Below are 21672 nucleotides of genomic sequence, written 5' to 3' on the forward strand. Positions count from 1 at the left end.
AACTCGGTCTTCACCTTGATGAAGAGGCTCCGGTTGCTCACGACGGGAAGCCGGGCCGGCTCTTCTATCTGGATAAGCCAGAAAATGGAGAGTGAGCTTCCGGCGCTACACACCTAACAAAGGCCGCGGGCGAAAGCCCGCGGCCTTGGAGTTTGCATCTTTCGGAGCCTTCGTGTAGAGTGCCCCTATCGCTACGAACGGTGCCCTTGGCCGGTCCAATGGCAATTCGCGCTGCTGCGATTGCTGCTAGCGCGTTTTGCTTTAGCCACATGAAATTCCTACTCGCAAAGAAACAGGGCATGACCCAGATCTTCACCGACAAAGGCGAGGCTTTTGCCGGTACCGTCCTCGTCGCGGGCCCCGTTACCGTCACTCAGGTGAAGGGCAAGGAGAAGGAAGGATATTCGGCCGTGCAGGTAGGCTTTGGCGCCCGCAAAGCGAAGAACCTCTCGAAGCCCGTTGCAGGACATCTGAAGGGGAAGAGCTTCGCGGCGCTCCGCGAGTTCCGCACGGACGATGCGTCCGCGCACGAACTCGGCTCCGAAATTTCCGTCGACACGTTCGCTCCGGGAGACATCGTCCGCGTCTCGGGCGTCACCAAGGGCAAGGGTTTCCAGGGCACCGTGAAGCGCCATGGTTTCCACGGCGGGCGCCGCACGCACGGCCAGAAGCACTCGGAGCGCGAGCCGGGGTCGATCGGCGGATCGGGCGGCCGCGCCGGAGGCCGGGTCGCGAAGGGCATCCGCATGAGCGGGCGCATGGGCGGCGACCGTGTTACGGTCGAGAACCTGAAGGTGCTGTCGGTCGACACGAAGGCGGGCACGATCATCATTTCGGGAGCGGTTCCGGGCGCACGCGGCGCGCTTCTTGAGATAACGTCGATGCACGGCAAGAGCGCATAAATTTCCGTATGGCAACCAACAACACGAAAAACAAGAATAAGCTGAATGCCAAAAAGGTTGCGCCTAAGAAGGCGGTCGTTCCCGCTGCTCCGGCGAAGGTGCTTGAGGCCACGGTGTACGACATGAAGGGCAAGAGCGCCGGGACCATTACGCTTCCGGCAGAAATCTTCGGCAAGCCGTGGCGCCCGGCCATGGTGCACCAGGTCGCGCTCGCGATGGAAGCGAACGCCCGCCCGGTCGTGGCGAACACGAAGGGCCGCGGCGAAGTGCGCGGCGGAGGCAGGAAGCCCTGGAAGCAGAAGGGCACCGGCCGCGCTCGCCACGGCTCCTCGCGCTCTCCTATCTGGAGGGGCGGCGGCATCACCTTCGGCCCGACTTCCGAGCGCTCCTACAAGGAGAAGATCAACCGCAAGCTCCGCGTCGCCGCGCTCTTCTCCGTGCTTTCGAAGAAAGCGAAGGACGGCGAAGTGCTCTTCGTCGACAAATTCACCATGGGCGCTCCGAAGACCGCCGTGGCCAAGGCCGCGCTCGTCGCGATCGGCTCCGCCGCGGGTGCCGACCGCCTTACGACCAAGGCCAGGAATTCCGCGGTTATCGCGCTTGGAAGCAAGAACCTCATGATCGAGAAGAGCTTCCGTAATATCGGCAACCTCGTCGTCGAAGAAGTCAGGAACCTCAACCCGGTGACGCTTCTCAAGTACCGCTATCTCATAATCGAGCAGCCTGCCGAGGCGTTCAAGACGCTCACGGCGCGCTCCGCAAAATAACCATGGCTATTTTTTCCAAATCAACCCCCAAGAAGGCCAAGATGCCGAAGAAAGTAACGGTATCCCCGAACGCCGGAGCGCGCGTGCTCAAGTCTTCCCGCGGCCGCGGCGTTTCCGCCTCGACCGGCCGCACCTCCGACGTGCTTCGCGCACCGTGGCTTTCGGAAAAGGCGCTTATCGCGACCGAGCGCGGCGTGTACGTGTTCGCCATTCCCGAGAAGGCGACGAAGTACGACGTGGCCGCGGCGGTTACCGCCATCTACAAAGTCACCCCGAAGAAAGTGAACATCGTGAACCTTCCGGCGAAACTTAAGATGATGCGCACGCGCCGCGGGCTCGGCAAGCAAAGCGTCCGCCGGAAGGCATACGTATTCCTTCAGGCCGGAGACACCATTCAATTCGCATAAACCCTTATGAAATCCTATCGCCCGACCAGCAAGAGCCGCCGTGCCATGACGACGCTCCCGTACAAGGAGCTCCTTTCCGGCGCGAAGCCGCATAAGCCGCTCATGGGCTCGAAGAAGCGCCAAGGGGGCCGCAACAACGCGGGCCGCGTGAGCGTCCGGCACCAGGGCGGCGGGCACAAGCGCCTCTATCGCGACGTCGATTTCAAGTACGACAAGAAAGGAATCCCGGCGAAGATCGAGACCGTCGAATATGATCCGTATCGCTCGGGCTTCATCGCGCTCGCGCTCTATGCCGACGGCGCCCGCCGCTACGTGCTCGCGCCCAAGGGTCTTTCGGTCGGCGATTCCTTCATCGTCGCCGAGGATGCGCCGCTTAAGAGCGGCAACCGACTCCCGATCGGGAAGATTCCCGTCGGCACCTTCATCTATAACGTCGAACTTCGCCCGGGCGCAGGCGCGCTTCTCGCCCGTTCTGCGGGAAACTACGCGGAAGTGGTCGCGCACGACCAGGGCTATGCTCAGGTTAAATTGCCGTCGACCGAAATCCGCAGGGTGTCCGATCTTTGCTGGGCTTCGGTGGGTTCGGTGGGGAACGAGGAATACAATCTCGTGAACCTCGGTAAGGCGGGCCGCTCGCGCTGGCTTGGCATCCGCCCGACGGTTCGCGGTACGGCCATGAACCCGGTCGACCATCCGCATGGCGGCGGCGAAGGAAGGCAGGGCCGCGGACTCAGGAGGGCGAAGAGCGCCTGGGGCAAGCCGACCGGCAAAGGCCAGAAGAGCCGCACGCCGAAGAAGTACTCGAACGTCTTCATCGTCTCGAGGAGGAAAGTCGGGAAGAAGAGGAAAGGATAATTTTACAAGGGTAATCCCTAATTCCTGCCACCAAACCCAGTGCCCTGAACGAGCGTGAGCAGACGCTCCTCCTGCTCGGCAAGCGTCTTCGTGCGGCGGTTGAACTTCCAGGCGATCTCTCCGACGAAGAGGTACAGATGCGTACGGCGCATGCCGCCGATGCATCCGAGACGACGCTTCAAGAGCCCCCAGAAGCCCTCGATGTTGTTCGTATGCACGTCGCCGCGTACGAGCTCTCCGCCGTCATGATCCACGTACTCGTGACGGTACCCCCGCTTCTTGAGGCCGCGGTATGTTTTGAAGCCGTCGGTATACACGTACGCTCCCTCCGGCACCAGCCGCTCGATCGTGCTGAAGATGGTCCTCCAATCAAGCTTCTTGGGGAGTATGGCGACATATACCTGTCCGGAGGTCCGCGAAAAGAGCCCGAAGATGGGAAGCTTGTCGGTCCCGTGACCGCGCTTCGTTTCCAGACGCCGGATGTGGAGACGTTTGTTCTTGCGCTGGCCGCCGATGTACGTTTCGTCCATCTCGATTGGACCGGGAAGCACGGCTGGCTGGTCAGCCGTCATGACCGTACGGAGATGGAGTGCCATGCGCTCCACGCGCGAATGCGGTATTCCCGTCTCCTCAACGATACGTTTGATCGTCCGCTCCCTGAGGAAGACACGTATGCACTTCCGCCACTCGGCTTCCGTGCTGCGGATGCCCTCAACTGGAGCTGCGTGCCCGCTCCACTCGCGTCTGCACCGCCTGCACTTCAGTTTGTTCCTGCGGAGTTTCCAGGCACGGCGGAAGGCGCAATACGGACATACAGGAGCGGGCATATATGGTGGCACTATTAGGTATTGCACCACTGTGCCCGTCAGAGAGCCTCACGCAAGGATATTTCAAAGATATGTGGTGGCAGAGTTAGGGATTACCCTTTACAAAAGAAAAAGCCCCGCCAGACCGGCGGGGCTTTTTCTTTCCGGCTTATTGGTATTCGGGCTTCAAGATGTCCGCGAAATCGGAACGCGGCAGGCGCACGGTCTGCGGACCTATGGCATACGGGCCGACGGCGTAAGGAGGGAAGAAAATAAGGAGATCGGTACCGTCAAGCGCAAAGAACTGGAAATTTCCCGCGTCGTCCGGCGACGTTCCGGTGTCGACGAAATCCGGAAGCGCGTACTCCCCGAGCGCTGCGTACAGGAATGCCCGCGATGCTCTGGAGAGCGCGTCGAGATACGGCGCGCTACGCATGAACAGATCGCCAAGTTGGAGTGCCTTGCCGGTCGTGGAATCGAATGTGAACGTGCGGTAGTAGCTGTTGGGGTGCGCACCGAGCGTATCCTCGTAAATACTGAAGACATAGGAGAGCGTACGGGGTGACGCATATGCCGCATACTCGATATCCTGCGCGTATTTCTTATCAGGCCCGAGTTCCTGAAGTTTTATATCTTCTTCCGTAAGGTTTCCGAGGCGGTTCTGGTTCTTGAATTCCGCTTCCGCGGCCAGTACCCATGTCTCCATGACCTTTGCCGCATGTGCGTCCGCCTCCGCCCCGGCGGTTACAAGAAGCGGGGTTGATGCGGGATAGATGGCGTCGATGAGGTAGTAGTCGGCGTGGTCCGCAACCGTCTTGGAGGTCGTAGTTGCATTTTCCCCGGAAGGGACAGGGGCCACTCCGGGTGCCGGATTCTCGGCCATGTACCAGAGAAGGCAGGCAAGTATGGCAACCAGCACCGCACCGAGCGCGATCCGTTCGCAAGTGGTGTTCATGCGAGAAAGTGTAGCACCCGCATATCAGGGAAAAATGAAGGGCTCCGGAATAGCCAAATGAAAGGGCCCGGGCGGTAATGCCACCCGGGCCCCCCAACGAAGGCTTAAGATTTGCAGGGACCTGTCCCGCAGGTTTTGCAACTTTTGCACGTTCCGTGTCTTATCCCTTTTCTCTTTCGGGAATTTCGCGCCTCTTCTCCGGGCATGGCTTCGCCGAAGCGCGCGAAATAGAGCTTCGAGGTTCTCGCGTACCCTCTGCGGGAGCTTGCGTTCGGCTCAAGTTCAGGCTGATGGTGGAGGAAACCGCCGAAGACCGTCTGACAGTCCGAAGCGTACTTCTTCGTCATCAGGATATGTTCATGCCAGGCCCAGTCGATCATGTGAGACGGTGCCAGAGATTTGCGCGGATTTTCGCGGCAAAGCGTGTAGAACCGGCGCAAACCGAGAACGCACATCTTTGCGACCGGTTCGGTAAGACGCAAGGCAAGTTTGTGCTCCACTGCCCCGAGGTCGAGTCTCCGGATAGCGCTTGGAAGGTTCTTTTTGACGGCCATCTCGGCCTCCTGCTGTGATTGCCGTTCCAGAGTAGCAAGGCGCGCAGCACCAGGTCAACCATAGAATCATACAAGTATAATGTGTTTTGTCTACGTTTTAAAACGGCCTTGCAAGTACGAGCTCTTTTGAAACGGTACGATTTGACTCTTTATCCCGGCTCCTGTATCTTGCACCTATCTCGCGCTATGCGCGGGCTTTACCTTACTCATGTCCCGATCGCTCAAGAAAGGTCCCTACGTGGACGCGAAGCTCATAAAGAAGCTTCGCGACAAGAAACCGGCTACCGCCGGGGTGATTAAGACGTGGGCGAGAGGTTCCCAGATCGCCCCGGAGATGGTCGGCTTCACGTTCGGCGTCTATAACGGACAGAAGCACCTCGAGGTGCTCGTCTCCGAGGAGATGGTAGGGCACCGCCTCGGCGAATTCTCCCCGACCAAGAAGTTCGTCCGGCACGGAGGCAAGATGCAGAAGGAGCTCGAGCAGAAGCGCCAGGAGTCCGAGATCGCGTCCGCGAAGGCCGCCTCAGCCGCTCCTGCCAAGGCCCCGGCAAAGAAATAATCCATGAAAGCCGAACTCACCGGATACAACCAGGCCCCGCGCAAAGTCCGCCTCGTCACCGACATGGTGAAGGGGAAGACCGTCGAGGCGGCTCTCGCCGCGCTCACCTTCTTCCCGAAGCGCGCTGCCGAGCCCATCGCGAAGCTCATCAAGTCCGCCGCCGCAAACGCGAAGCAGCAGGGCGTCGAGGAGCCGATGAAGCTGGTCGTCAAGAACATCGAGGTCAACAGCTCGGGGATGCTGACTCGTTTCCGCGCCCGCGCGATGGGCCGCTCGGCGACGATCCGGCACCGGAAGAGTCGCGTCGCGGTCACCCTCGCATAGATTTACATACCATGACTCACACCGTACATCCTTACGCGCACCGCCTCGGCATCATCCGCGACTGGAAGAGCCGCTGGTTCGCGGGCGACAAGAAGAGCTATCGCGAGAACATCCGCGTCGACGAGGCGCTGCGCGCGTTTCTCGTGAAGAAACTGCGCGGCACCTATACGAGCGGCATCGAGATCGAGCGCACCGCGAACGAACTCAAGATCGTCGTCCACAGCGCCCGCCCGGGCCTCATCATCGGCCGTTCGGGCGAGAACGCGGCGAAGCTCCGCAAGGAACTCACGGACCTCGTCGCCAAGACCGCGAAAGGACATGGCCGCAAGGTCTCGTTCGATATCGTCGAGATCCGCCAGCCGGAGACCGATGCCGCGGTCGTCGCCTATATGGTCGCCGAAGGCCTCGAGAAGCGCATGCCGTTCCGCCGCGTGCTCAAGTCGACGGTCGAGAAGGTGATGGCGGTGCGCGACGTGGTCGGGGTGCGCATCACCATCTCGGGACGCCTTGGCGGCGCGGACATGTCGCGCAAGGAAGAGATCAAGAAGGGACGCATTCCGCTTCAGACCTTCCGCGCGGACATCGATTTCGCGAACGAGAAGGCGCATCTTCCGTACGGCGTGATCGGCATCAAGGTCTGGATATACCGCGGCGAGGTGCTCGGAAGCGAAGGGCGCGGCTCGCGCCCGGAAGCCCGCACGGCGCGTCCCGCCCAGTCGCCCGTCTAATCCTTTGCCATGCTGTTTCCCAAAAAAGTAAAGCACCGCAAGTGGCAGACGCAGCGCAAGAGCCCTGCGCGCCTCCTTCGCCCCGAGACCCGCGGTATCACGCTCGCCTTCGGTGCCTATGGCCTTAAGGCGACGACCTCCTCGCGCGTCACGAGCAACCAGATCGAGGCGGCCCGCAAGGTGCTCTCGCGCGTAACGGGCAAGGGGGGTAAGATGTGGATCCGCATCTTCCCCGACCGCCCGGTCACCAAGAAGCCCGCGGAAGTGGGCATGGGTTCCGGAAAGGGCGACCCCCAGCACTTCGTCTTCGAGGTACGCCCGGGCCGCGTCCTCTTCGAGCTTGACGGCGTGGCTGACGCCCCGGCGCGCGACGCGCTCCGGAGGGCCGGCGCGAAGCTTCCCCTGAAGACCACCGTCGTGGCCCGATAAATTTTATGGCAAAGAAAACCAAACCGACATTCAAGGACACCCCGACGGCGGAGCTCACGAAGCTTCGCGGCGAGAAGCGCGAGGAACTGCGCGTGCTCCGCTTTGCCTCCGCGGGATCGCGCCCGAAGGATACCAACGAGCCGAAGGCCGCGCGGAAGGTGATCGCGCGGATCGAGACCGAGCTCTCCAAGCGCCGCATCGCAGCAAAATAATTATGGATACTCCAAACAAAAAGCCCCAGACGTTTAGCGGTACGGTCGTGAAGACCGCCATGAAGGACACCGCGACGGTGGCGGTCAACCGCTACGTCAAGCACCCGAAATACAAGAAGTTCCAGGTGAAGACGACCAAATTCCTCGTCGACGACAAGGGGAACACGGCGAAGGTCGGCGACAAGGTCACGATCGTCGCGACGCGCCCGATCTCGAAGCTGAAGTCGTTCAGGATCGCAAGCATCGACCTCGCGGCCGCTTCGGGCGATACCGAATAATCCTATGCTTCAGCCGCAGACCATCGTTACCGTCGCAGACAACTCCGGAGCCAAGGTGGCTCGCATCTTCAAGGTGCTCGGGGGCTCGAAGCGCCGCTATGCCTATATCGGCGACACGGTCGTGGTCGCGATCCAGTCGGCGGAACCCCGCAAGGCGGTCAAGAAGAAGGACGTCTTCAAGGCGATCGTCGTGCGCACCAAGAAGCCGCTGCGCCGCCTCGACGGCTCGTACGTCTCCTTTGACGACAACGCGGTCGTGCTCATCGAGAAGCAGGGCAAGGAGATGGGTCCCAAGGGGAACCGCATCTTCGGCCCCGTGCCGCGCGAGCTCATAGAAAAGGGCTGGGCGTCGATCGCGTCCGCCGCATCCGAAGTCGTCTAACTAGTTACATATGAAAATGAAGATAAAAAAGAACGACAAGGTGCAGGTGATCACGGGAAAGGACAAGGGCAAGACCGGCTCGGTCGTGCGCGTCATCCCCAGGGAAAACCGCGTCGTCGTCGAAGGCGTCGCGGTCGCCAAGCGCCACCGCAAGGGGCAGGGCGGCCAGTCCGGCCGCATCACCGAGGCTCCGCGCCCGATACACGCGTCGAACGTAAAGAAGGTCTAATCCCGCTCCTATGATGCTTTCCAAACAAAAACAGCAGACCTCCTTCGAAGCTCTCTCGGCTGATTTCGGCTATACGAGCCGCATGCAGGCGCCGCGCATCGAGAAGGTCGTCGTCTCCTCGGGAGTCGGCAAGAAGCGCGACAAGAAGCAGCTCGAACTCATTTCCGAGCGCCTCGCCCGCATCACGGGCCAGAAGGCGGCACCGCGCGCGGCAAAGCAGTCGATCGCGCAGTTCAAGATGCGCGCGGGCGATACGGTCGGATACCAGACGACGCTCCGCGGGGCGCGCATGTTCGATTTCCTCGACAAGCTCATTCACATTGCCTTGCCGAGAACCAGGGACTTCCGCGGCCTTCCCGCGACCGCGATCGACGACATGGGCAACCTCACGATCGGCATCCGCGAGAACACCATCTTCCCGGAGACTTCCGACGAGGACCTCAAGGACGTGTTCGGGCTTGCCGTGACCATCGTCACGACCGCGAAGTCGAAGAAGGAGGCCGATGCGTTCTTCCGCCACCTTGGCGTGCCGCTTCGCCCGGCTGAGGAGCAGAAGAAGGGGAAGAAATAAAAAAGTTTTAAAATGCAGGGAGCCTTGACGGGAGTCAGGGCTCTTTGTATCATATATTCGGATACTTCACATTCTCGGATAGTGACGTTAACGGTATCCACGTCGAGCGTCCGATGGCATCAAGGAGATGTGTCATGCGGTTTGTCTGTGATCTTGAGGATTTGTTCTGGATGAGTAATAGATACGAGCATACTGCCAGCAATGAGATCAGGCAGGCGCTTCTTGCCGGAAAGGATACGGACGGAACTCCGCGCTGGACGATTCCGGGGGCTGGAATGTTCAATCTTGCCCAAGTCCTCTGGTCGGGCCAAAACTCGGTTGGCCATGAAGAGGACTGCGCACGAGACCGTATGTTCACCAGTCTCGAGCTCATGCGTCGACTGGGCCACGCCCGTGCACGCTCGCAGGCTGTGTTTTTTCTCGTCATTCTCCGGAGGATGGAGCGCGAGAACAGCGACTCCATCGAAATCAATATCCCGTGGACCCGTGCGAAGACGAGGTGCATGTATGTCAAACGGAAACCAAATATCGAATTCGGTCTGGTATAACCGGACAGGGCGCGGCGGAACTTTCCGCCGCGCCCATCGTGTGTATGGGTCACCATTCTATATCAGGTACATACGAGTGAATTTGACGTACTAAGTTATACATACCTTTTTTACGAATTAGTCCTGCAAGTGCTAATTTCTGGCAGCAGAATTGTTCCAATATCCTAAAGGAAACCCCGCAAAGCTTGGTTGCTTTGCGGGGCTCGACCGGAGGTCGATTTTTCAAACAAGGCTTAGTATGTCCGGTTCAGGTTTTGGGGTCGATGCTCATCGCGCGCGGTATCGATTTCCGTTGCCAGTTGTCGATTTTTCGCCTATCAGAACTCCTGCCGATTATGTATAAGACGAGTGAGATGATGCATACGGCCACGCCCGGGCCGAAGGAACCGATGTCCAAAGCCTCCCCGGCCCACACACACAGGGCAAGGTATATGAAGCCCGTAGCACCGAGCACGTAGCTGACAGCCGTTAAACCGTTGCTCTCGCTCTCTTTGCGCCGATACGAGGTTAACAGGGATTCGGCGATCGGGAGTTCGCTTCCCGGTCCTTCATCCCACGCGGCAAGAGGATATACCCGGCCATCGTGAGCTCGGCCCACGAGCAGGCTCGGCCCGCTCGTGCCGAATGCGCCGGACTCATACTTGGGATACTCGGGAAGAGACTGACTGATCCAGACCTCGATGTCGGCGAAGCAGTCCAGCCAATTTACCCATTCCAGACCTTCGAGTACTTTGCGGGGGAATTTTTGCCCGTACCATGCTCGATAGGTCGTGCTGTAGGCATAACCATGGTACGTGTTCACAGTGCGCACTTTGCGGACACACTGCCACCCTTTCTGAGCCGAGAATTTCCCGGGAAGAGAGCATCTCCACTGGCTCAGGGAATTGGGGTCGAAGGGTTCGAGAAGCGGAACATGCCTACGAATTTCTTCGATCCGGTTAAGCCGAGGCAGCGCCATGAGTGCGTTCCTCGCATCCGCGTTCAGCGTCCGTCCGTAGGCGGCGACTGCTTCGATTCTTCGGGATTGGTATTCAGCCATCACACGTCCTCCTTGCTCGGAGCCGCGACGAACGCGACCCAGTTGTGCCACGAGATTTCGGTCGGGACGGAGCCCTGCGAATTCTTGAGGCTGCAGAGGGAGGAATAGAAGTAGTTGATGAGGCCGGCCGGATTGCCGTTGAGCGGTTCCGTGACGAACGCCACGAAGCTGCCGTCGGGTATGCGCGGGTCGTGCCCGAGATCGTCCGCGAGCCGCGGGCGCTCTGCGAACAATGCGTCTCGATACTCGACCGGTGCGGGAACGAGGCTGGCCTTCTGGCCGTATTCCTCGATCTGCCCGGGCCTGAGCCGACCGTTTTTGCCCGAATCGCCGAAGCGGACGAGCATGAGGGTTTTGTCCTCACCGCCGATCGCGATCCTCACCGCGCAGGCCTTGCCGCCTTTCGGCGGGTCGATCCGCGCCGTGGTCGCGATCTCGCTATAGAGCCCGGAGAGCTCTGCGAGAACACGCTCAAGCCTGCTGCTATGCGCGGGCTTGACCACCGCGGCGAGCAGCTCATTCAGGTCTGCGCCGGTTTGCCCGCGAACGAGCTCGCCGATCTGACCGAGCGCCCCGAAGAGCACCGTGGCCGTGACAGGTTTTGGCATGACACTTCCTTTCTATGAACCCCTCACTCCTTAGCGAAGCCCCAGGTTCAACAGCCTTACCTCCACCCGATTGTGGCGGTTTCAGCGCGCAACAGCCCACTTTAGTGAGCCCCTGAGCGCTGAAACCGCCCCTAGCCTTGTTTTCAAGGGACGTATCTATCTAAGAGTGTATACTATATATCATATCTTGTCAAGTTTTCCGTAATGGTTCAATACCTTGGATGATTCCAGGGTATTGACAGATAATACTGTATGTGCTAACGTTACTTAAGCGTTCGGGCCGCTCTTTTCAGCTCGGAACCAATGGAGGAACATCATGAACAAGATTTATCTGGCTATCATGGCCGTCATTTCCCTCTCCGGCATCGCCCTGGCCTTCAGCCCCGAGGCGGTGTTCGAGAGCGCTTCCCGGGTTGACCCGGGCGGCACCCTGTCGTTCGCGAACTTCTCCTTCTGGACGTGCGTCTGCATCGGGGGCGTCGTTTTCTTCTTCTCCCGTCGCGGATCACAAGGAAAAGAAATCGCGAGGATCGGCTTGCTTCTCGGAGCCGCGGCCGCGTGCCTTGCGCTCATGTCGCTCACTCACTACTTCGCGTACTGGCATCAGGGCCTCGCGACGATGCTGGGCATCATCTTCTTCGTCTCCCCGCTGCTCGGCATCGCGATCGCGCTGTCCGACCGACAGCAGACATCGGTTCCGAACGGAGGCTGAAGCCTCCGGTCAAGGACTCGGTTCGCACGCAGGTACGGCCCCACGCAATTCGGCGTGGGGTCTTTTGGATATATTCGACGCCGCCGGATATATATATAGTGTCCTTCCCGTTCGAGATATCGGCTGGTACGATCAAGGATCCGGCACGTCCTCGGCTTGTGCAATGTCATCAAGCCGTAGTTGCGCTTGAACCAGTCCTCAATCGCAACACCTTCCAAACCCTCGGCGCGGTGTCTTCCGGCGAAGACACTTGCGAGGCTGGTGATTGAGAAGGCAGGTCACGCGGTCAGCCTGTCGCTGGGACAGCGCTCCGAGTTCCATGTCCTCGGGAAAGAACCGGCGCAGCTGTTCTCGCATGCACCCCGCTCCCAGGGATGATGGGGACGGGCGAAGTATACCCGGGCATTGGTATCGCGCTCAATGAACTGCCAGAGCGTGAACCCGGTACCACGATCGTACGTGATGGTATGTGCAGGAAGATCAGGAAGCGCTCCTCGCGCTTCCTGGTGCACCGTGTTCGTTTCGTCGTCAGACACGAGCCGCGCCCGCAAGGAACCCGCCTCTTTCGGTCAACACGGGCCAGAAACCTTGCACGGTCGCGTCCGACCGCGGTATGGTCTCGTCGGATATGATGCGTCCCTCTTCGGTGATCTGTTCGGGCGGTCAGCGCGCAGAAGCGCGGACAGAAACACCCGCTCGTCGCGTGTCAAGTGATGATGCGTTGAAGGCCCGAATGATGGATACCATTCGGGCTTGAAGACAGAAGCATTGCGTTTCAAGCTCGGATTTAAGCTATGATTTAGCGTTGACGCGGGTTGAACCCCGGGCAAAGCAGGCGCGGACCTCGTTCTCATCCATTTTCGCGAAGTTCGTGATTTCGGTAAAGTTGTTTAGGCCGTCTGACGAAAGATTATCCCGCTTGGCCGCTCGACCAAGCAGGGCTCCTGTTTGACGCCCCGTAACCTATTTGATACAGTGTCCTGAAGCTCCGCGGAGCTATTTTTGTATGGCTAAAACCTCCCAGCTTGCCCGGTACGCCAAGAAGGCGAAACTGGTCAAAAAGTACGCCGCCAAGCGCGCGGCTCTTAAGGCTGCCGGTGACTCTGAGGGCCTCCAGAAGCTCCCGCGGAACTCCTCCCCGGTTCGTTTGAAGAGCCGCTGCGCCGTTTCCGGCCGCTCCCGCGGGTATCTCCGGGCGTTCGGCCTCTCCCGCATCCAGTTCCGCGAGATGGCGAGGGAAGGGAAGATTCCGGGCGTAAAGAAGGCGTCGTGGTAAGCGTATGATCACGGACCGCGTCGGAGATTTCATCGTGCGACTCAACAATGCCGGAGCGGTCCGGAAGCCGTCCGTCTCGCTTCCGTATTCGGCGCATCTCGAAGCGATCGCGAAGAAGCTCAAGGCGCTCGGGTACGTCGAAAGCGTGGACGTTATCGCAAACGAGAAGACCCCGGCGAAGCGCACGCTCGACGTCGTACTCGCTTATGACGCGCAGGGCGTCTCGAAGATCCACGGCGTGAAGCGCGTATCGAAGCCCGGCCGCCGCCTCTATGCCGCAGGGAAGGACGCGCACAGCGTCAAAAACGGAGTCGGCGTCCGCGTGCTCTCGACCCCGAAGGGAATCCTTTCGGACCGCGAGGCGAGGAAGCAGCAGGCCGGAGGAGAAACCCTTTTCGATATCTGGTAATTCTTTTATTTTCGTATGTCACGCCTCGCAAAAAAGCCCGTCGTTCTCGCTTCCTCCACCCAGGTTTCGGTGGCTGACGGCGTGCTGTCGGTCAAAGGCCCCAAGGGAACGCTCACGCGCCCGGTCCATTCCTTCGTTTCGATCGAAGTGACTCCCGAAGGCGTGCAGGTTTCGCCAAGAAACAACAGCAAGCTCTCCAAGGCGCTCACGGGCACCTTCGTCGCGCATGTGCGCAACATGGCTGCGGGCGTCGTGACGCCGTTCAGGAAGAGCCTTATCCTTGAAGGCGTGGGCTATAAGGTCGAGCTTGCGGGGAAGGAGCTCGTGCTCTCGGTCGGCTTCTCGCATAAGGTGAAGCTTCCGGTTCCCGAAGGCATCACGGCGACCATCGAGAAGAACACGATTCATTTCGACAGTCCCGACAAGGACGCGCTCGGCCAGTTCGCGGCAGTCGTCCGTGCCGTGAAGCCGCCGGAACCGTATCTTGGCAAGGGCTTCCGCTATTCGGACGAGAAGATCCTCCGGAAGCAGGGGAAGAAGGCAGTCTAATATTTTCGTATGACCAAGATAGCGACAACCAAGAGGACCCAGCGCATGAGCCGCCACAAGCGGGTACGCTCGCGCGTCAAAGGCACCAAGGAGCGCCCGCGCCTCGCGGTCTTCCGCTCGAACAAGTTCGTCTCCGTGCAGCTCATCGACGACGCGGCGGGAAAGACGATCGCGCAGGCGCACGGCAGGGAATTCCCGGGCGCGCAGTCGCTCCAGGCCGCGGCTATCGGCAAGGCGATCGCGGAGCGGGCGAAGAAACTCGGCGTTTCGGCCATCGTCTTCGACCGCGGAGGATACGCGTATGCCGCGCAGGTGAAGAGCCTCGCGGACGCCGCGCGTGCAGGCGGCCTCTCCTTCTGATACGGTATGGCTGACGACACCATCATGACTCCCGAGACCGAAGTACAGGACGCGCCGGTTGAAGCGGCGCCCGAAGCCGCCGTTGAGGCGGAAGCTGCGGCTACGCCCGAGAAGACCGCGGTTCGCGGCCGCGCTCCGCGCGGGCGCGGAGGCCCCGGGGGCCAGCGCCGCTCGAACCGCCTTCCCCGCGAGCGCGGGGAGTTCGACTCGGTCAATATCGACGTGCGCCGCGTGGCGCGCGTCATGGCCGGAGGCCGCCGCTTCAACTTCAGCGTCGCGGTCGTAATCGGTGATAAGAAGGGGAGGGTCGGCGTCGGACTCGGGAAGGCCGCGGACACCGCGCTCGCGATTGACAAGGCGACGCGCGACGCGAAGAAGCATATGTTCACCGTGCCGCGCACCGACTCGGGCTCCATCCGCCACGAGGTCCAGGCGAAGTACGCGTCCTCGACGGTGGCGGTCATCCCGTCGAAGGGCCGCGGTCTCGTCGCCGGAAGCGCGATGCGCACCGTGCTCGAGCTCGCGGGCGTCTCCGATGTCGTCACCAAGATCCTCTCGCGCACCAAGAACAAGCTCACTATCGCCCGCGCGACGGTAGCGGCTTTGAAGAAGCTCCGCACCCGCTCATAACATTTCCATGCAGTTCAACAACCTCAAATCGAATCACTCCCGCCCGAAAAGCACCGTCGTCGGACGCGGCGGCAAGCGCGGCAAGACTTCCGGACGCGGTGGCAAGGGCCAGACCGCGCGTGCGGGCCACAAGATACGGCCGGAGATGCGCGACATCATCAAGAAGCTCCCGAAGCGCCGCGGATACGGCAGGAACCGCAGCCGCACCGTCCGTCGCGACCGCGGCGGATACGCGCCGGTCAATCTCGCCGCGCTTGAGGCGACGTTCGCCGCGGGCGACGCCGTCACCCCTTCGATCCTCGTGAAGAAGGGTCTCGTCCGGGCCCTCTCCGGCCGCGCCCCGCTCGTGAAGATCCTCGGCACCGGGGAGCTCACCAAGGCGCTCTCCATCTCGGGATGCGAAGCGTCCGCGAGCGCCAGGAAGGCGATAGAGGCTGCGGGCGGCTCGCTCGTATCCCATGCTTAACGCCTTTTATCACAAGCTCAAGCTCACCTTCAGCGACGAGGCGTTGCGCACCCGCATCTTTTTCCTCGTGGCCGCGCTCGCCGCGTTCCGCTTCCTTGCCGCGATTCCGATTCCGGGTGTCAACCACGATGCGCTCACGCAGTTTTTCGCGAACAACCAGTTCTTCGGCCTTTTGAACGTCTTCTCGGGCGGCGGGCTCTCGCATCTCTCGATCGTGATGCTCGGGGTGGGCCCCTACATCACCGCGAGCATCATCATGCAGCTCGGGACCGCGGTCTCCCCGCGCCTCAAGGCCCTCTATTTCGAAGAGGGCGAGGCGGGCCGCGCGAAATTCATCGAGTGGAGCCGCATCATTACCATCCCGCTCGCGCTCATCCAGGGCGTCGCGTTCCTCTTCCTCCTTCAGAGCCAGGGCATCATCGAGCCGCTCTCTGCCGTGGGGCTTGTCGCGAACGTGCTTCTGGTCGCCGCGGGCTCCCTCCTTCTTATGTGGCTCGGAGAGCTCGTGACGGAATTCGGTATCGGCAACGGCGTCTCGCTCATCATCTTCGCGGGCATCGTCTCGCGCTTCCCGTCCGAGCTTTCCCAGCTCCTCTTCACCGCGACCGCGGCGAACATCCCGGCGTATCTCGGTTTCGGGGCGCTCGCGCTCGCGGTCGTCTATGCCGTGGTCGTAGTGTCGGAGGCGGAGCGCTCGATCCCGATCGCGTACGCACGGGCGGTCCGCGGCGCGGCGCTCACGAGCGGCGCGGCGACCTATCTCCCGCTCCGTCTTCTTCAGGCGGGCGTGATCCCGATCATCTTCGCGCTCTCGCTCCTGCTTCTCCCGCAGATGGCGCTTTCGATACTCGCCGCGGCGAAGATTTCCTTCTTCGTCGGCGCGAACGCCTGGTTCGCCGCCTTCATCGCGAACCCCTGGGCTTATGGCGCCGCGTACTTCGCGCTCGTCGTCCTCTTCACGTATTTCTATACCTCGATCACCTTCGAGCCTAAACGCGTCGCGGAGAACCTTCAGAAGTCGGGAGCCTTCGTCCCCGGAGTCCGTCCCGGCCGCGAGACCGAAAACTACATCAGCGCCGTCGTCTCCCGCATCACGCTTCCGGGCGCCGTGTTCCTCGGCCTCGTCGCGGTCGTGCCGTTCATCATCCAGGGGCTCACGGGCGTCACGGCCTTCCTCGTCGGCGGTACGGCCCTCCTCATCGCGGTGCAGGTCATTCTCGATCTCGTACGGAAGATCGACGCGCAGGCATCGCTTCGGGAGTATTAAAAACTCTACCTATCGTCAAACAGCCGGAGCGTGCTCCGGCTGTTTGACATTGAGAGCGAATCGTTATATTTTTGCCGCAGATACCAAGTTTGCGAGGTTCCCATGCTCTCCCTGCTCCAACTGTTCGGGTTCGGCGCAAGACCGAAAAAGCCCGTACCGTCTCCTTTGCCCCAACATAGCCGGGATGCGGTCTCACTTCCTCGGGTGCTCGAAGAAGCGCGTCGGTCGTGCCTGAACGATGACGGCACGATCAGTGTGAAGAAGCTCCGTTCGATATTTCCCGTGCTCTCGCCTTTTTATATCGTCTTCAACGAAAAAGGAAAGGCACAGGCACAAAGAGAGGGGGTAGTCTACAACCGACCGAACCTGTCGAGTGTGTTCGCAAGCCCGGATTCGGGCATGCCGGTGGTGTGCGGTTACCTGTGCGTTGTCATTGAACGCACGCCGGATTACATGCTGGTCGACCGCGAATTCAATCTCAGGCTGAGATAAGCGTTATCGGTTCTCAGGTATCGTTCGAAAGTCCGCGGGCCAGCCATTCGGCTGGCCCTTGTTTGTTTTTACGCACTAGCGCTTTGCCAGCCGCGAAAGGCGCCAAGCACCATAGCGACCACAGTCTCCAGATTATTGTGCGTCGTGTTGATAACCGCGTCGAACTGGGTTGTATCGTACACGTTCACTCCGTAGAGTGCGGAATAGCGCCGCGTCTCGCTTGCCGTTCTGACTTCCGTATTTTCCCTGATCTCGGCAGCTGAGGATCCTTCCTGGCTCACCCTCCCTTGATCGCGAATATGGGCATAAATTCTTTCGGCCGCGCTTTGCGGATCGACATAGAGGAACACTTTGAATGATTCGGGAATCCAGTGAAAGGCAAGCCGGGAGTCTATGACGAGCTTCTCCTTCCCGTTCATGTTTTTCAGGAGTTCGTCCACTCCGTGATCGACATCGTTGCGCTCTTCAAGCGAAAGATTCATCGCCTCGATGGAAAGGCCGCGCTCCGCGGCTATCTGGCGGAACAGGTCGCCCGAGGAGAAATGTTCGTACCCGAGTGCGGCGGCGACCGCTTTGGCCGTGGAAGATTTACCGCTACCGATAGAACCCGCGATCGTGATGATTTGAGGCTTCACGTTTCCGTGATTATAGCCGCACCAAGCCTTTTTTGCTACACTCCCCGTATGACAGACTCAGGCGCCCTGGGCGCGGTGCTATTCGTCGGCAGGCCTGGATCCGGCAAGGGTACGCAGGCGCACATGCTTGCCGCACGCCTTGGCTGGCCGCTTTTTTCCTCGGGCAACCACTTCAAAGACCTTATTTTGAAGGCTACGCCGCTTGGCGAGCGCATACGCGACGACTATAACCGCGGCAAGCTTTCTCCGGACTGGATCGCCGATTATTTCTTCGAGGAAGCGATTCTTTCGCTTCTCCCCGGGCAGGGGCTCGTTTCCGAGGGCTTCCCCCGGTCGCTTCCGCAGGCGGAACTCGCGGACGAAGTGCTTGCGTGGCTCGGGCGTCCCTACAAAGTCATACACCTCGCCGTATCCGAAGACTCCGCCCTTACGAGGCAGCTCGGGCGCGCGAAGACGGAACATCGTCCCGACAGCGATGCTGATGAGAAGATACGGGGCCGGTTCGACGTTTACCGCACCCATACCGAGCCGGTTCTGGATTTCTTCAGGACGCGAGGCGCGCTCATAGATATCGACGGAGAGAAGGCTCCCGAACAGATCGCATCGGATATCGCGCGCGCCCTGGAACTTTCATGATCGTACGTACGCCGAAACAGCGGGAAGACCTGGTGGAAGGAGGCAGGCGCATAGGCGAAGTGCTTGCCAAGGTCGCGCGTGCGGTCGTGCCGGGAATAACGACCGAAGAGCTCGATGACCTGGCCGAGAAGCTCATACGCGACCTCGGTGACGAGCCGTCATTTCTCGGCTATCAGCCGGAAGGCGCCCGGCGCCCGTTTCCGGCAACGCTGTGCGTTTCGATAAACGACGAAGTGGTGCATGGCATTCCAAGTCCTTCGAGGAAACTCAAGACGGGCGATATCGTAAGCCTCGACCTCGGGCTTACTCACCACGGCCTCATCCTCGACTCCGCGGTTACGGTACCCGTGGGGAAGGTGAAACCCGAGCTTCTCGAGCTTATCGCCGCGACGGACGCGGCCCTTGAAGCGGGTATCGCCGCCGCAAGGCCCGGCAACCGCACGGGCGATATCTCCCGTGCGATCGGCGAAGCATACAAAGGTACGGGCTTCGCGATCGTGCGCGTCCTTGGAGGACACGGGGTAGGCGAGCATGTGCATGAGGAGCCTTTCATCGCGAACTACGGCAAAGGAGGCGACGGCGTCGATATCGTGCCGGGCATGGTGCTCGCGCTCGAGCCCATCGCGACTCTGGGGAAGGCGTCCGTCGTCCTTTCTCAGGACGGCTACACCTACCGCACCAAGGACGGCTCCGCCGCCGCGCACTCCGAGCACACTATTTTGATAGAAGAGAAGGAAACTGTTGTACTTACGAGAAGGCCGGGGGAGGTATAATATTTCGTATGAAACGAGCCGTACTTGTACATGGGTGGGATGGAGGACCCGACCAGGATTGGTTCCCTTGGCTTGCAGACGAACTCAAGAGCCGGGGCTACGAAATAGTCGCCCCACAACTCCCGGTGCCAGAAGAGCCCCGCAAAGAACGTTGGGTACCGGCGCTCGCGGAAGCCGTCGGTACATCTAATACAGAGACATTTTTTGTCGGGCACTCAATGGGATGCCAGACGATACTTAGATATCTCGAGACGCTCTCGGAGCGCGGTACCGTTGGCGGCGCACTGTTCGTTGCTGGTTTCCTCCACACGATAAGAAATCTAGAAAATGCTCGCGACGAGGAGATTGGGCGTTCGTGGACCGATGCCCCGCTCAATCTCACGCATGTGCGATCGCTCTTGCCGAAAAGCATCGCGCTCTTCTCCGATAACGACCAGTGGGTGACGCTTGATAACACGGCTGCTTTCGAAGAAGGACTTGGTTCGGAGATTGTCGTCGAGCATCAGCGCGGACACTTTACGGAAGAAATCGAGCCCTCGGTACTCGCCGCCGCCCTGCGTCTCCTCGCATAAGCACCTTCATCAATCCTTCAAGCCCATGCTGTAAAGTAGCGAGGTTACTCTCTAACTTTTGCACATGGCAACTATCGTGAACAATCCGGGACCCGAGCGTATCGTCGAAGTGGAGCGTCCTTCAGACTCAAGCGGCTGGGCGGTCGCCGTCATCGTGCTCGTCATTATCCTCGCGGTCGGCGCCTTCTACTTCCTGCGGTATCGTCCCGCTCCGGCGCCGCAGCCCCAGGGCGCGAACATCAACGTCACCCTTCCGATACCGGAGGAGAACGGCGGGAATACTCCCGCGCCGGCACCCGCAAATCCGTAAAGATCGCGCGCGTATCAAAGAGAAGCGCCCGCGCTAGCGCGGGCGCTTCTCTTTCGCTATACTGCCCGCATACCTTTAATTCATTCGACAGCATCATGGCAACGCATCCGCAATACGAGAGAACCCTTGTAATCGTGAAGCCCGACGGGGTGCAGCGCTCCCTTGTCGGAGAGATCATCAGCCGCTATGAGCGCATGGGCCTTAAGCTGGTCGGCATCAAGATGCTCGTGCCTTCGGCGGAGCTCGCGGAGAAGCACTATCTCGCCGATCCGAACTGGCGCATGACGGTCGGTACCAAGACCATCGCAAGCTATGAGAAGAAAGGCGAAACCCCGCCCTCGACCGATCCGCTCGTCATCGGCGGCATTATCCTCGAGTCGGTGAAGAAATACCTCACTGCGGGCCCCGTCATCCCGATGGTGTGGGAGGGCGCGCATGCGGTCGAGGTCGTGAAGAAGATCACGGGCGGTACGGAGCCACGAACGAGCGACGTGGGCACCATCCGCGGCGACTTCATGCTCGACTCGTACCCGATGGCCGATCTCGACAAGCGCGCGATCAGGAACCTCGCGCACATCTCCGGGAATCTCGACGACGCGAAAGTGGAGATCCCGCTCTGGTTTACGCCTGAGGAACTCGTCGAGTACAAGCACATCCAGGAGCATATCCTCTATAACGAGGATATGGGCGGGGCATTGAAATAAAAAGCAAAGGATAGCGGAAAGCCGCGCTTCTATCTAAGAGCCGCGGCTTTTTATCCATGGTTATGTCTTGTCGGGGTCGTGCTTATCAATATCGTCTGTTCTCATTCCAAAGTTGTCCAGGCACAGATTACGAAAATAAATCGCACCTACACGCCTCAAGATACCCATACTGGTGCCCTTTTCGAACGCGAACTTCTTTAATTGGTTGTCAAATTCGGGCGCGAGTACAAGAAGGTCAAAAGCTTTGAAAATATGCTTTTGAACTTCATAAGGATTTGTATTTCTTTTTTCTTCACACAGCTTCATCAATTCGTCTTTATGGGCAGCAATATATTCTTTCCACCCACTCTCGATGAGCCATTCTTCTCCAAGGGGTTTGAGATTGACAGGCGATCCCTGCCCGAATGCCGGGGCAGGAGCGCTTGCGTTATCAGTGGATACTTGCAAATCGTGCAAGGCATCTTTCACCCATTGCATGGATGTTTCAAGCGCGGTAAACCGGCCGTTTGAATACCAGGCGATACCCAGGAGCGCTGCCATGAGGCCAAGAAAGTATTCCCAACCTATGTGAATGGTAACGCCGTCCATATAACCGGCAGTATACACTGTCCCTATATAACGTAGGAATAAAGCCTGAATCATAGAAAAGTGGACGTAAGGTTGTCCACAACCTATTTCCTTGGTCGGGCGTATACTGAATCCGGGCCGCCTTAAAACGCAACTGTTTA

At 59.9% G+C, this 21672-nt stretch carries 34 protein-coding genes and 1 pseudogene; 28 read left to right on the forward strand and 7 right to left on the reverse strand.

The genetic code is table 11. From position 1 onward, the window contains the following. Window positions 1–269: 269 nt before the first annotated feature. From rplC to rplB, 4 genes are read left to right on the forward strand one after another with little or no spacing between them, the layout of a single operon-like run. A complete protein-coding gene (rplC, locus tag WDN10_03855; protein ID MEJ0053827.1) occupies window positions 270–902 on the forward strand; it encodes a 50S ribosomal protein L3 in 633 nt (210 codons plus the stop codon). A gap of 8 nt (window positions 903–910) precedes the next feature. Beyond that, entirely contained in the window at window positions 911–1669 is a 759-nt protein-coding gene (gene rplD / locus WDN10_03860) for a 50S ribosomal protein L4 (protein MEJ0053828.1), read from the forward strand. Between the two features lie 2 nt (window positions 1670–1671). Continuing rightward, a complete protein-coding gene (locus tag WDN10_03865; protein MEJ0053829.1) occupies window positions 1672–2076 on the forward strand; it encodes a 50S ribosomal protein L23 in 405 nt (134 codons plus the stop codon). 6 nt (window positions 2077–2082) lie between these two features. Further along, entirely contained in the window at window positions 2083–2931 is an 849-nt protein-coding gene (gene rplB / locus WDN10_03870; protein ID MEJ0053830.1) for a 50S ribosomal protein L2, read from the forward strand. Between the two features lie 17 nt (window positions 2932–2948). Here the strand turns inward: rplB and WDN10_03875 are convergent, their stop codons facing one another. The 3 genes from WDN10_03875 to WDN10_03885 form a co-directional block, all read right to left on the reverse strand. Next, on the reverse strand, window positions 2949–3758 hold the full coding sequence (locus tag WDN10_03875; protein MEJ0053831.1) for an IS1595 family transposase: 810 nt from the start codon (window positions 3756–3758) through the stop codon (window positions 2949–2951). A 148-nt stretch (window positions 3759–3906) separates the two neighbouring features. Continuing rightward, window positions 3907–4692: an RsiV family protein gene (locus WDN10_03880; GenBank protein MEJ0053832.1), complete on the reverse strand. Its 786-nt coding sequence runs from the start codon at window positions 4690–4692 to the stop codon at window positions 3907–3909. Between the two features lie 104 nt (window positions 4693–4796). Beyond that, window positions 4797–5246 carry a hypothetical protein gene (locus tag WDN10_03885; GenBank protein MEJ0053833.1) on the reverse strand — a complete coding sequence of 150 codons (450 nt, stop codon included), beginning with the start codon at window positions 5244–5246 and terminating at the stop codon, window positions 4797–4799. A 208-nt stretch (window positions 5247–5454) separates the two neighbouring features. On the opposite strand from WDN10_03885, the gene rpsS reads away from it, so the two are divergent. From rpsS to WDN10_03935, 10 genes and pseudogenes are all read left to right on the forward strand, one after another. Further along, entirely contained in the window at window positions 5455–5805 is a 351-nt protein-coding gene (gene rpsS, locus WDN10_03890) for a 30S ribosomal protein S19 (protein ID MEJ0053834.1), read from the forward strand. A gap of 3 nt (window positions 5806–5808) precedes the next feature. Next, window positions 5809–6129 carry a 50S ribosomal protein L22 gene (gene rplV / locus WDN10_03895; protein ID MEJ0053835.1) on the forward strand — a complete coding sequence of 107 codons (321 nt, stop codon included), beginning with the start codon at window positions 5809–5811 and terminating at the stop codon, window positions 6127–6129. Window positions 6130–6140: 11 nt separating this feature from the next. Next, on the forward strand, window positions 6141–6857 hold the full coding sequence (gene rpsC, locus WDN10_03900) for a 30S ribosomal protein S3 (protein MEJ0053836.1): 717 nt from the start codon (window positions 6141–6143) through the stop codon (window positions 6855–6857). Window positions 6858–6866: 9 nt separating this feature from the next. Further along, complete coding sequence (gene rplP / locus WDN10_03905) at window positions 6867–7286, forward strand: 50S ribosomal protein L16 (GenBank protein ID MEJ0053837.1); 420 nt, start codon at window positions 6867–6869, stop codon at window positions 7284–7286. Window positions 7287–7291: 5 nt separating this feature from the next. Beyond that, window positions 7292–7498 carry a 50S ribosomal protein L29 gene (gene rpmC / locus WDN10_03910; GenBank protein MEJ0053838.1) on the forward strand — a complete coding sequence of 69 codons (207 nt, stop codon included), beginning with the start codon at window positions 7292–7294 and terminating at the stop codon, window positions 7496–7498. 2 nt (window positions 7499–7500) lie between these two features. Further along, window positions 7501–7776: a 30S ribosomal protein S17 gene (rpsQ, locus tag WDN10_03915; GenBank protein ID MEJ0053839.1), complete on the forward strand. Its 276-nt coding sequence runs from the start codon at window positions 7501–7503 to the stop codon at window positions 7774–7776. Between the two features lie 4 nt (window positions 7777–7780). After that, the gene (rplN, locus tag WDN10_03920) at window positions 7781–8158 is read left to right on the forward strand and encodes a 50S ribosomal protein L14 (GenBank protein MEJ0053840.1); all 378 of its coding nucleotides are present in this window, start codon (window positions 7781–7783) and stop codon (window positions 8156–8158) included. 10 nt (window positions 8159–8168) lie between these two features. Further along, a pseudogene (rplX, locus tag WDN10_03925) lies at window positions 8169–8375 on the forward strand (50S ribosomal protein L24). Between the two features lie 22 nt (window positions 8376–8397). After that, window positions 8398–8958 carry a 50S ribosomal protein L5 gene (rplE, locus tag WDN10_03930; GenBank protein MEJ0053841.1) on the forward strand — a complete coding sequence of 187 codons (561 nt, stop codon included), beginning with the start codon at window positions 8398–8400 and terminating at the stop codon, window positions 8956–8958. A gap of 134 nt (window positions 8959–9092) precedes the next feature. Continuing rightward, entirely contained in the window at window positions 9093–9506 is a 414-nt protein-coding gene (locus tag WDN10_03935) for a hypothetical protein (protein ID MEJ0053842.1), read from the forward strand. A gap of 247 nt (window positions 9507–9753) precedes the next feature. On the opposite strand, the gene WDN10_03940 is transcribed toward WDN10_03935, so the two are convergent. Together WDN10_03940 and WDN10_03945 are read right to left on the reverse strand one after the other, a co-directional pair. Continuing rightward, window positions 9754–10545, reverse strand: coding sequence for a hypothetical protein (locus WDN10_03940; GenBank protein ID MEJ0053843.1), 792 nt, complete (start codon window positions 10543–10545; stop codon window positions 9754–9756). Next, window positions 10545–11153, reverse strand: a complete 609-nt coding sequence (locus WDN10_03945) for a hypothetical protein (GenBank protein MEJ0053844.1) — start codon at window positions 11151–11153, stop codon at window positions 10545–10547. The genes WDN10_03940 and WDN10_03945 overlap by 1 nt, the downstream gene beginning before the upstream one ends. Before the next feature lie 316 nt (window positions 11154–11469). Here WDN10_03945 and WDN10_03950 point away from each other — a divergent pair, with 316 nt between their 5' ends. The 9 genes from WDN10_03950 (at window position 11470) to WDN10_03990 (ending at window position 17314) form a co-directional block, all read left to right on the forward strand. After that, complete coding sequence (locus WDN10_03950; GenBank protein MEJ0053845.1) at window positions 11470–11865, forward strand: hypothetical protein; 396 nt, start codon at window positions 11470–11472, stop codon at window positions 11863–11865. A gap of 1006 nt (window positions 11866–12871) precedes the next feature. Next, a complete protein-coding gene (rpsN, locus tag WDN10_03955; GenBank protein ID MEJ0053846.1) occupies window positions 12872–13141 on the forward strand; it encodes a 30S ribosomal protein S14 in 270 nt (89 codons plus the stop codon). Between the two features lie 4 nt (window positions 13142–13145). Then, window positions 13146–13550 (forward strand): 30S ribosomal protein S8, encoded by a 405-nt coding sequence (gene rpsH / locus WDN10_03960; protein ID MEJ0053847.1) that lies wholly within the window; start codon window positions 13146–13148, stop codon window positions 13548–13550. Between the two features lie 15 nt (window positions 13551–13565). Then, on the forward strand, window positions 13566–14099 hold the full coding sequence (gene rplF / locus WDN10_03965; GenBank protein ID MEJ0053848.1) for a 50S ribosomal protein L6: 534 nt from the start codon (window positions 13566–13568) through the stop codon (window positions 14097–14099). A 9-nt stretch (window positions 14100–14108) separates the two neighbouring features. Beyond that, window positions 14109–14459: a 50S ribosomal protein L18 gene (rplR, locus tag WDN10_03970; protein ID MEJ0053849.1), complete on the forward strand. Its 351-nt coding sequence runs from the start codon at window positions 14109–14111 to the stop codon at window positions 14457–14459. Between the two features lie 6 nt (window positions 14460–14465). After that, window positions 14466–15089: a 30S ribosomal protein S5 gene (locus tag WDN10_03975; GenBank protein MEJ0053850.1), complete on the forward strand. Its 624-nt coding sequence runs from the start codon at window positions 14466–14468 to the stop codon at window positions 15087–15089. 7 nt (window positions 15090–15096) lie between these two features. Then, on the forward strand, window positions 15097–15555 hold the full coding sequence (locus tag WDN10_03980; GenBank protein ID MEJ0053851.1) for an uL15 family ribosomal protein: 459 nt from the start codon (window positions 15097–15099) through the stop codon (window positions 15553–15555). Continuing rightward, window positions 15548–16822: a preprotein translocase subunit SecY gene (gene secY / locus WDN10_03985; protein MEJ0053852.1), complete on the forward strand. Its 1275-nt coding sequence runs from the start codon at window positions 15548–15550 to the stop codon at window positions 16820–16822. The genes WDN10_03980 and secY overlap by 8 nt, the downstream gene beginning before the upstream one ends. A gap of 102 nt (window positions 16823–16924) precedes the next feature. Further along, window positions 16925–17314 carry a hypothetical protein gene (locus WDN10_03990; GenBank protein ID MEJ0053853.1) on the forward strand — a complete coding sequence of 130 codons (390 nt, stop codon included), beginning with the start codon at window positions 16925–16927 and terminating at the stop codon, window positions 17312–17314. A 68-nt stretch (window positions 17315–17382) separates the two neighbouring features. Here the strand turns inward: WDN10_03990 and WDN10_03995 are convergent, their stop codons facing one another. Beyond that, window positions 17383–17949: a cytidylate kinase family protein gene (locus WDN10_03995; protein ID MEJ0053854.1), complete on the reverse strand. Its 567-nt coding sequence runs from the start codon at window positions 17947–17949 to the stop codon at window positions 17383–17385. 48 nt (window positions 17950–17997) lie between these two features. On the opposite strand from WDN10_03995, the gene WDN10_04000 reads away from it, so the two are divergent. The 5 genes from WDN10_04000 to WDN10_04020 all read left to right on the forward strand — a co-directional run bounded on the left by WDN10_04000 (window position 17998) and on the right by WDN10_04020 (window position 20944). Then, window positions 17998–18585 (forward strand): nucleoside monophosphate kinase, encoded by a 588-nt coding sequence (locus WDN10_04000; GenBank protein ID MEJ0053855.1) that lies wholly within the window; start codon window positions 17998–18000, stop codon window positions 18583–18585. Next, a complete protein-coding gene (gene map, locus WDN10_04005) occupies window positions 18582–19358 on the forward strand; it encodes a type I methionyl aminopeptidase (GenBank protein MEJ0053856.1) in 777 nt (258 codons plus the stop codon). The genes WDN10_04000 and map overlap by 4 nt, the downstream gene beginning before the upstream one ends. 8 nt (window positions 19359–19366) lie before the next feature. Then, complete coding sequence (locus WDN10_04010) at window positions 19367–19930, forward strand: alpha/beta fold hydrolase (GenBank protein MEJ0053857.1); 564 nt, start codon at window positions 19367–19369, stop codon at window positions 19928–19930. Window positions 19931–19994: 64 nt separating this feature from the next. After that, window positions 19995–20240: a hypothetical protein gene (locus WDN10_04015; protein ID MEJ0053858.1), complete on the forward strand. Its 246-nt coding sequence runs from the start codon at window positions 19995–19997 to the stop codon at window positions 20238–20240. Between the two features lie 95 nt (window positions 20241–20335). After that, window positions 20336–20944, forward strand: a complete 609-nt coding sequence (locus tag WDN10_04020; protein MEJ0053859.1) for a nucleoside-diphosphate kinase — start codon at window positions 20336–20338, stop codon at window positions 20942–20944. Window positions 20945–21004: 60 nt separating this feature from the next. Here the strand turns inward: WDN10_04020 and WDN10_04025 are convergent, their stop codons facing one another. Further along, a complete protein-coding gene (locus tag WDN10_04025; GenBank protein ID MEJ0053860.1) occupies window positions 21005–21532 on the reverse strand; it encodes a hypothetical protein in 528 nt (175 codons plus the stop codon). Window positions 21533–21672 lie beyond the last annotated feature (140 nt).

The sequence above is a fragment of the bacterium genome, from assembly GCA_037200965.1.
Lineage (GTDB): Bacteria > Patescibacteriota > Minisyncoccia > Phycocordibacterales > Phycocordibacteraceae > C7867-001.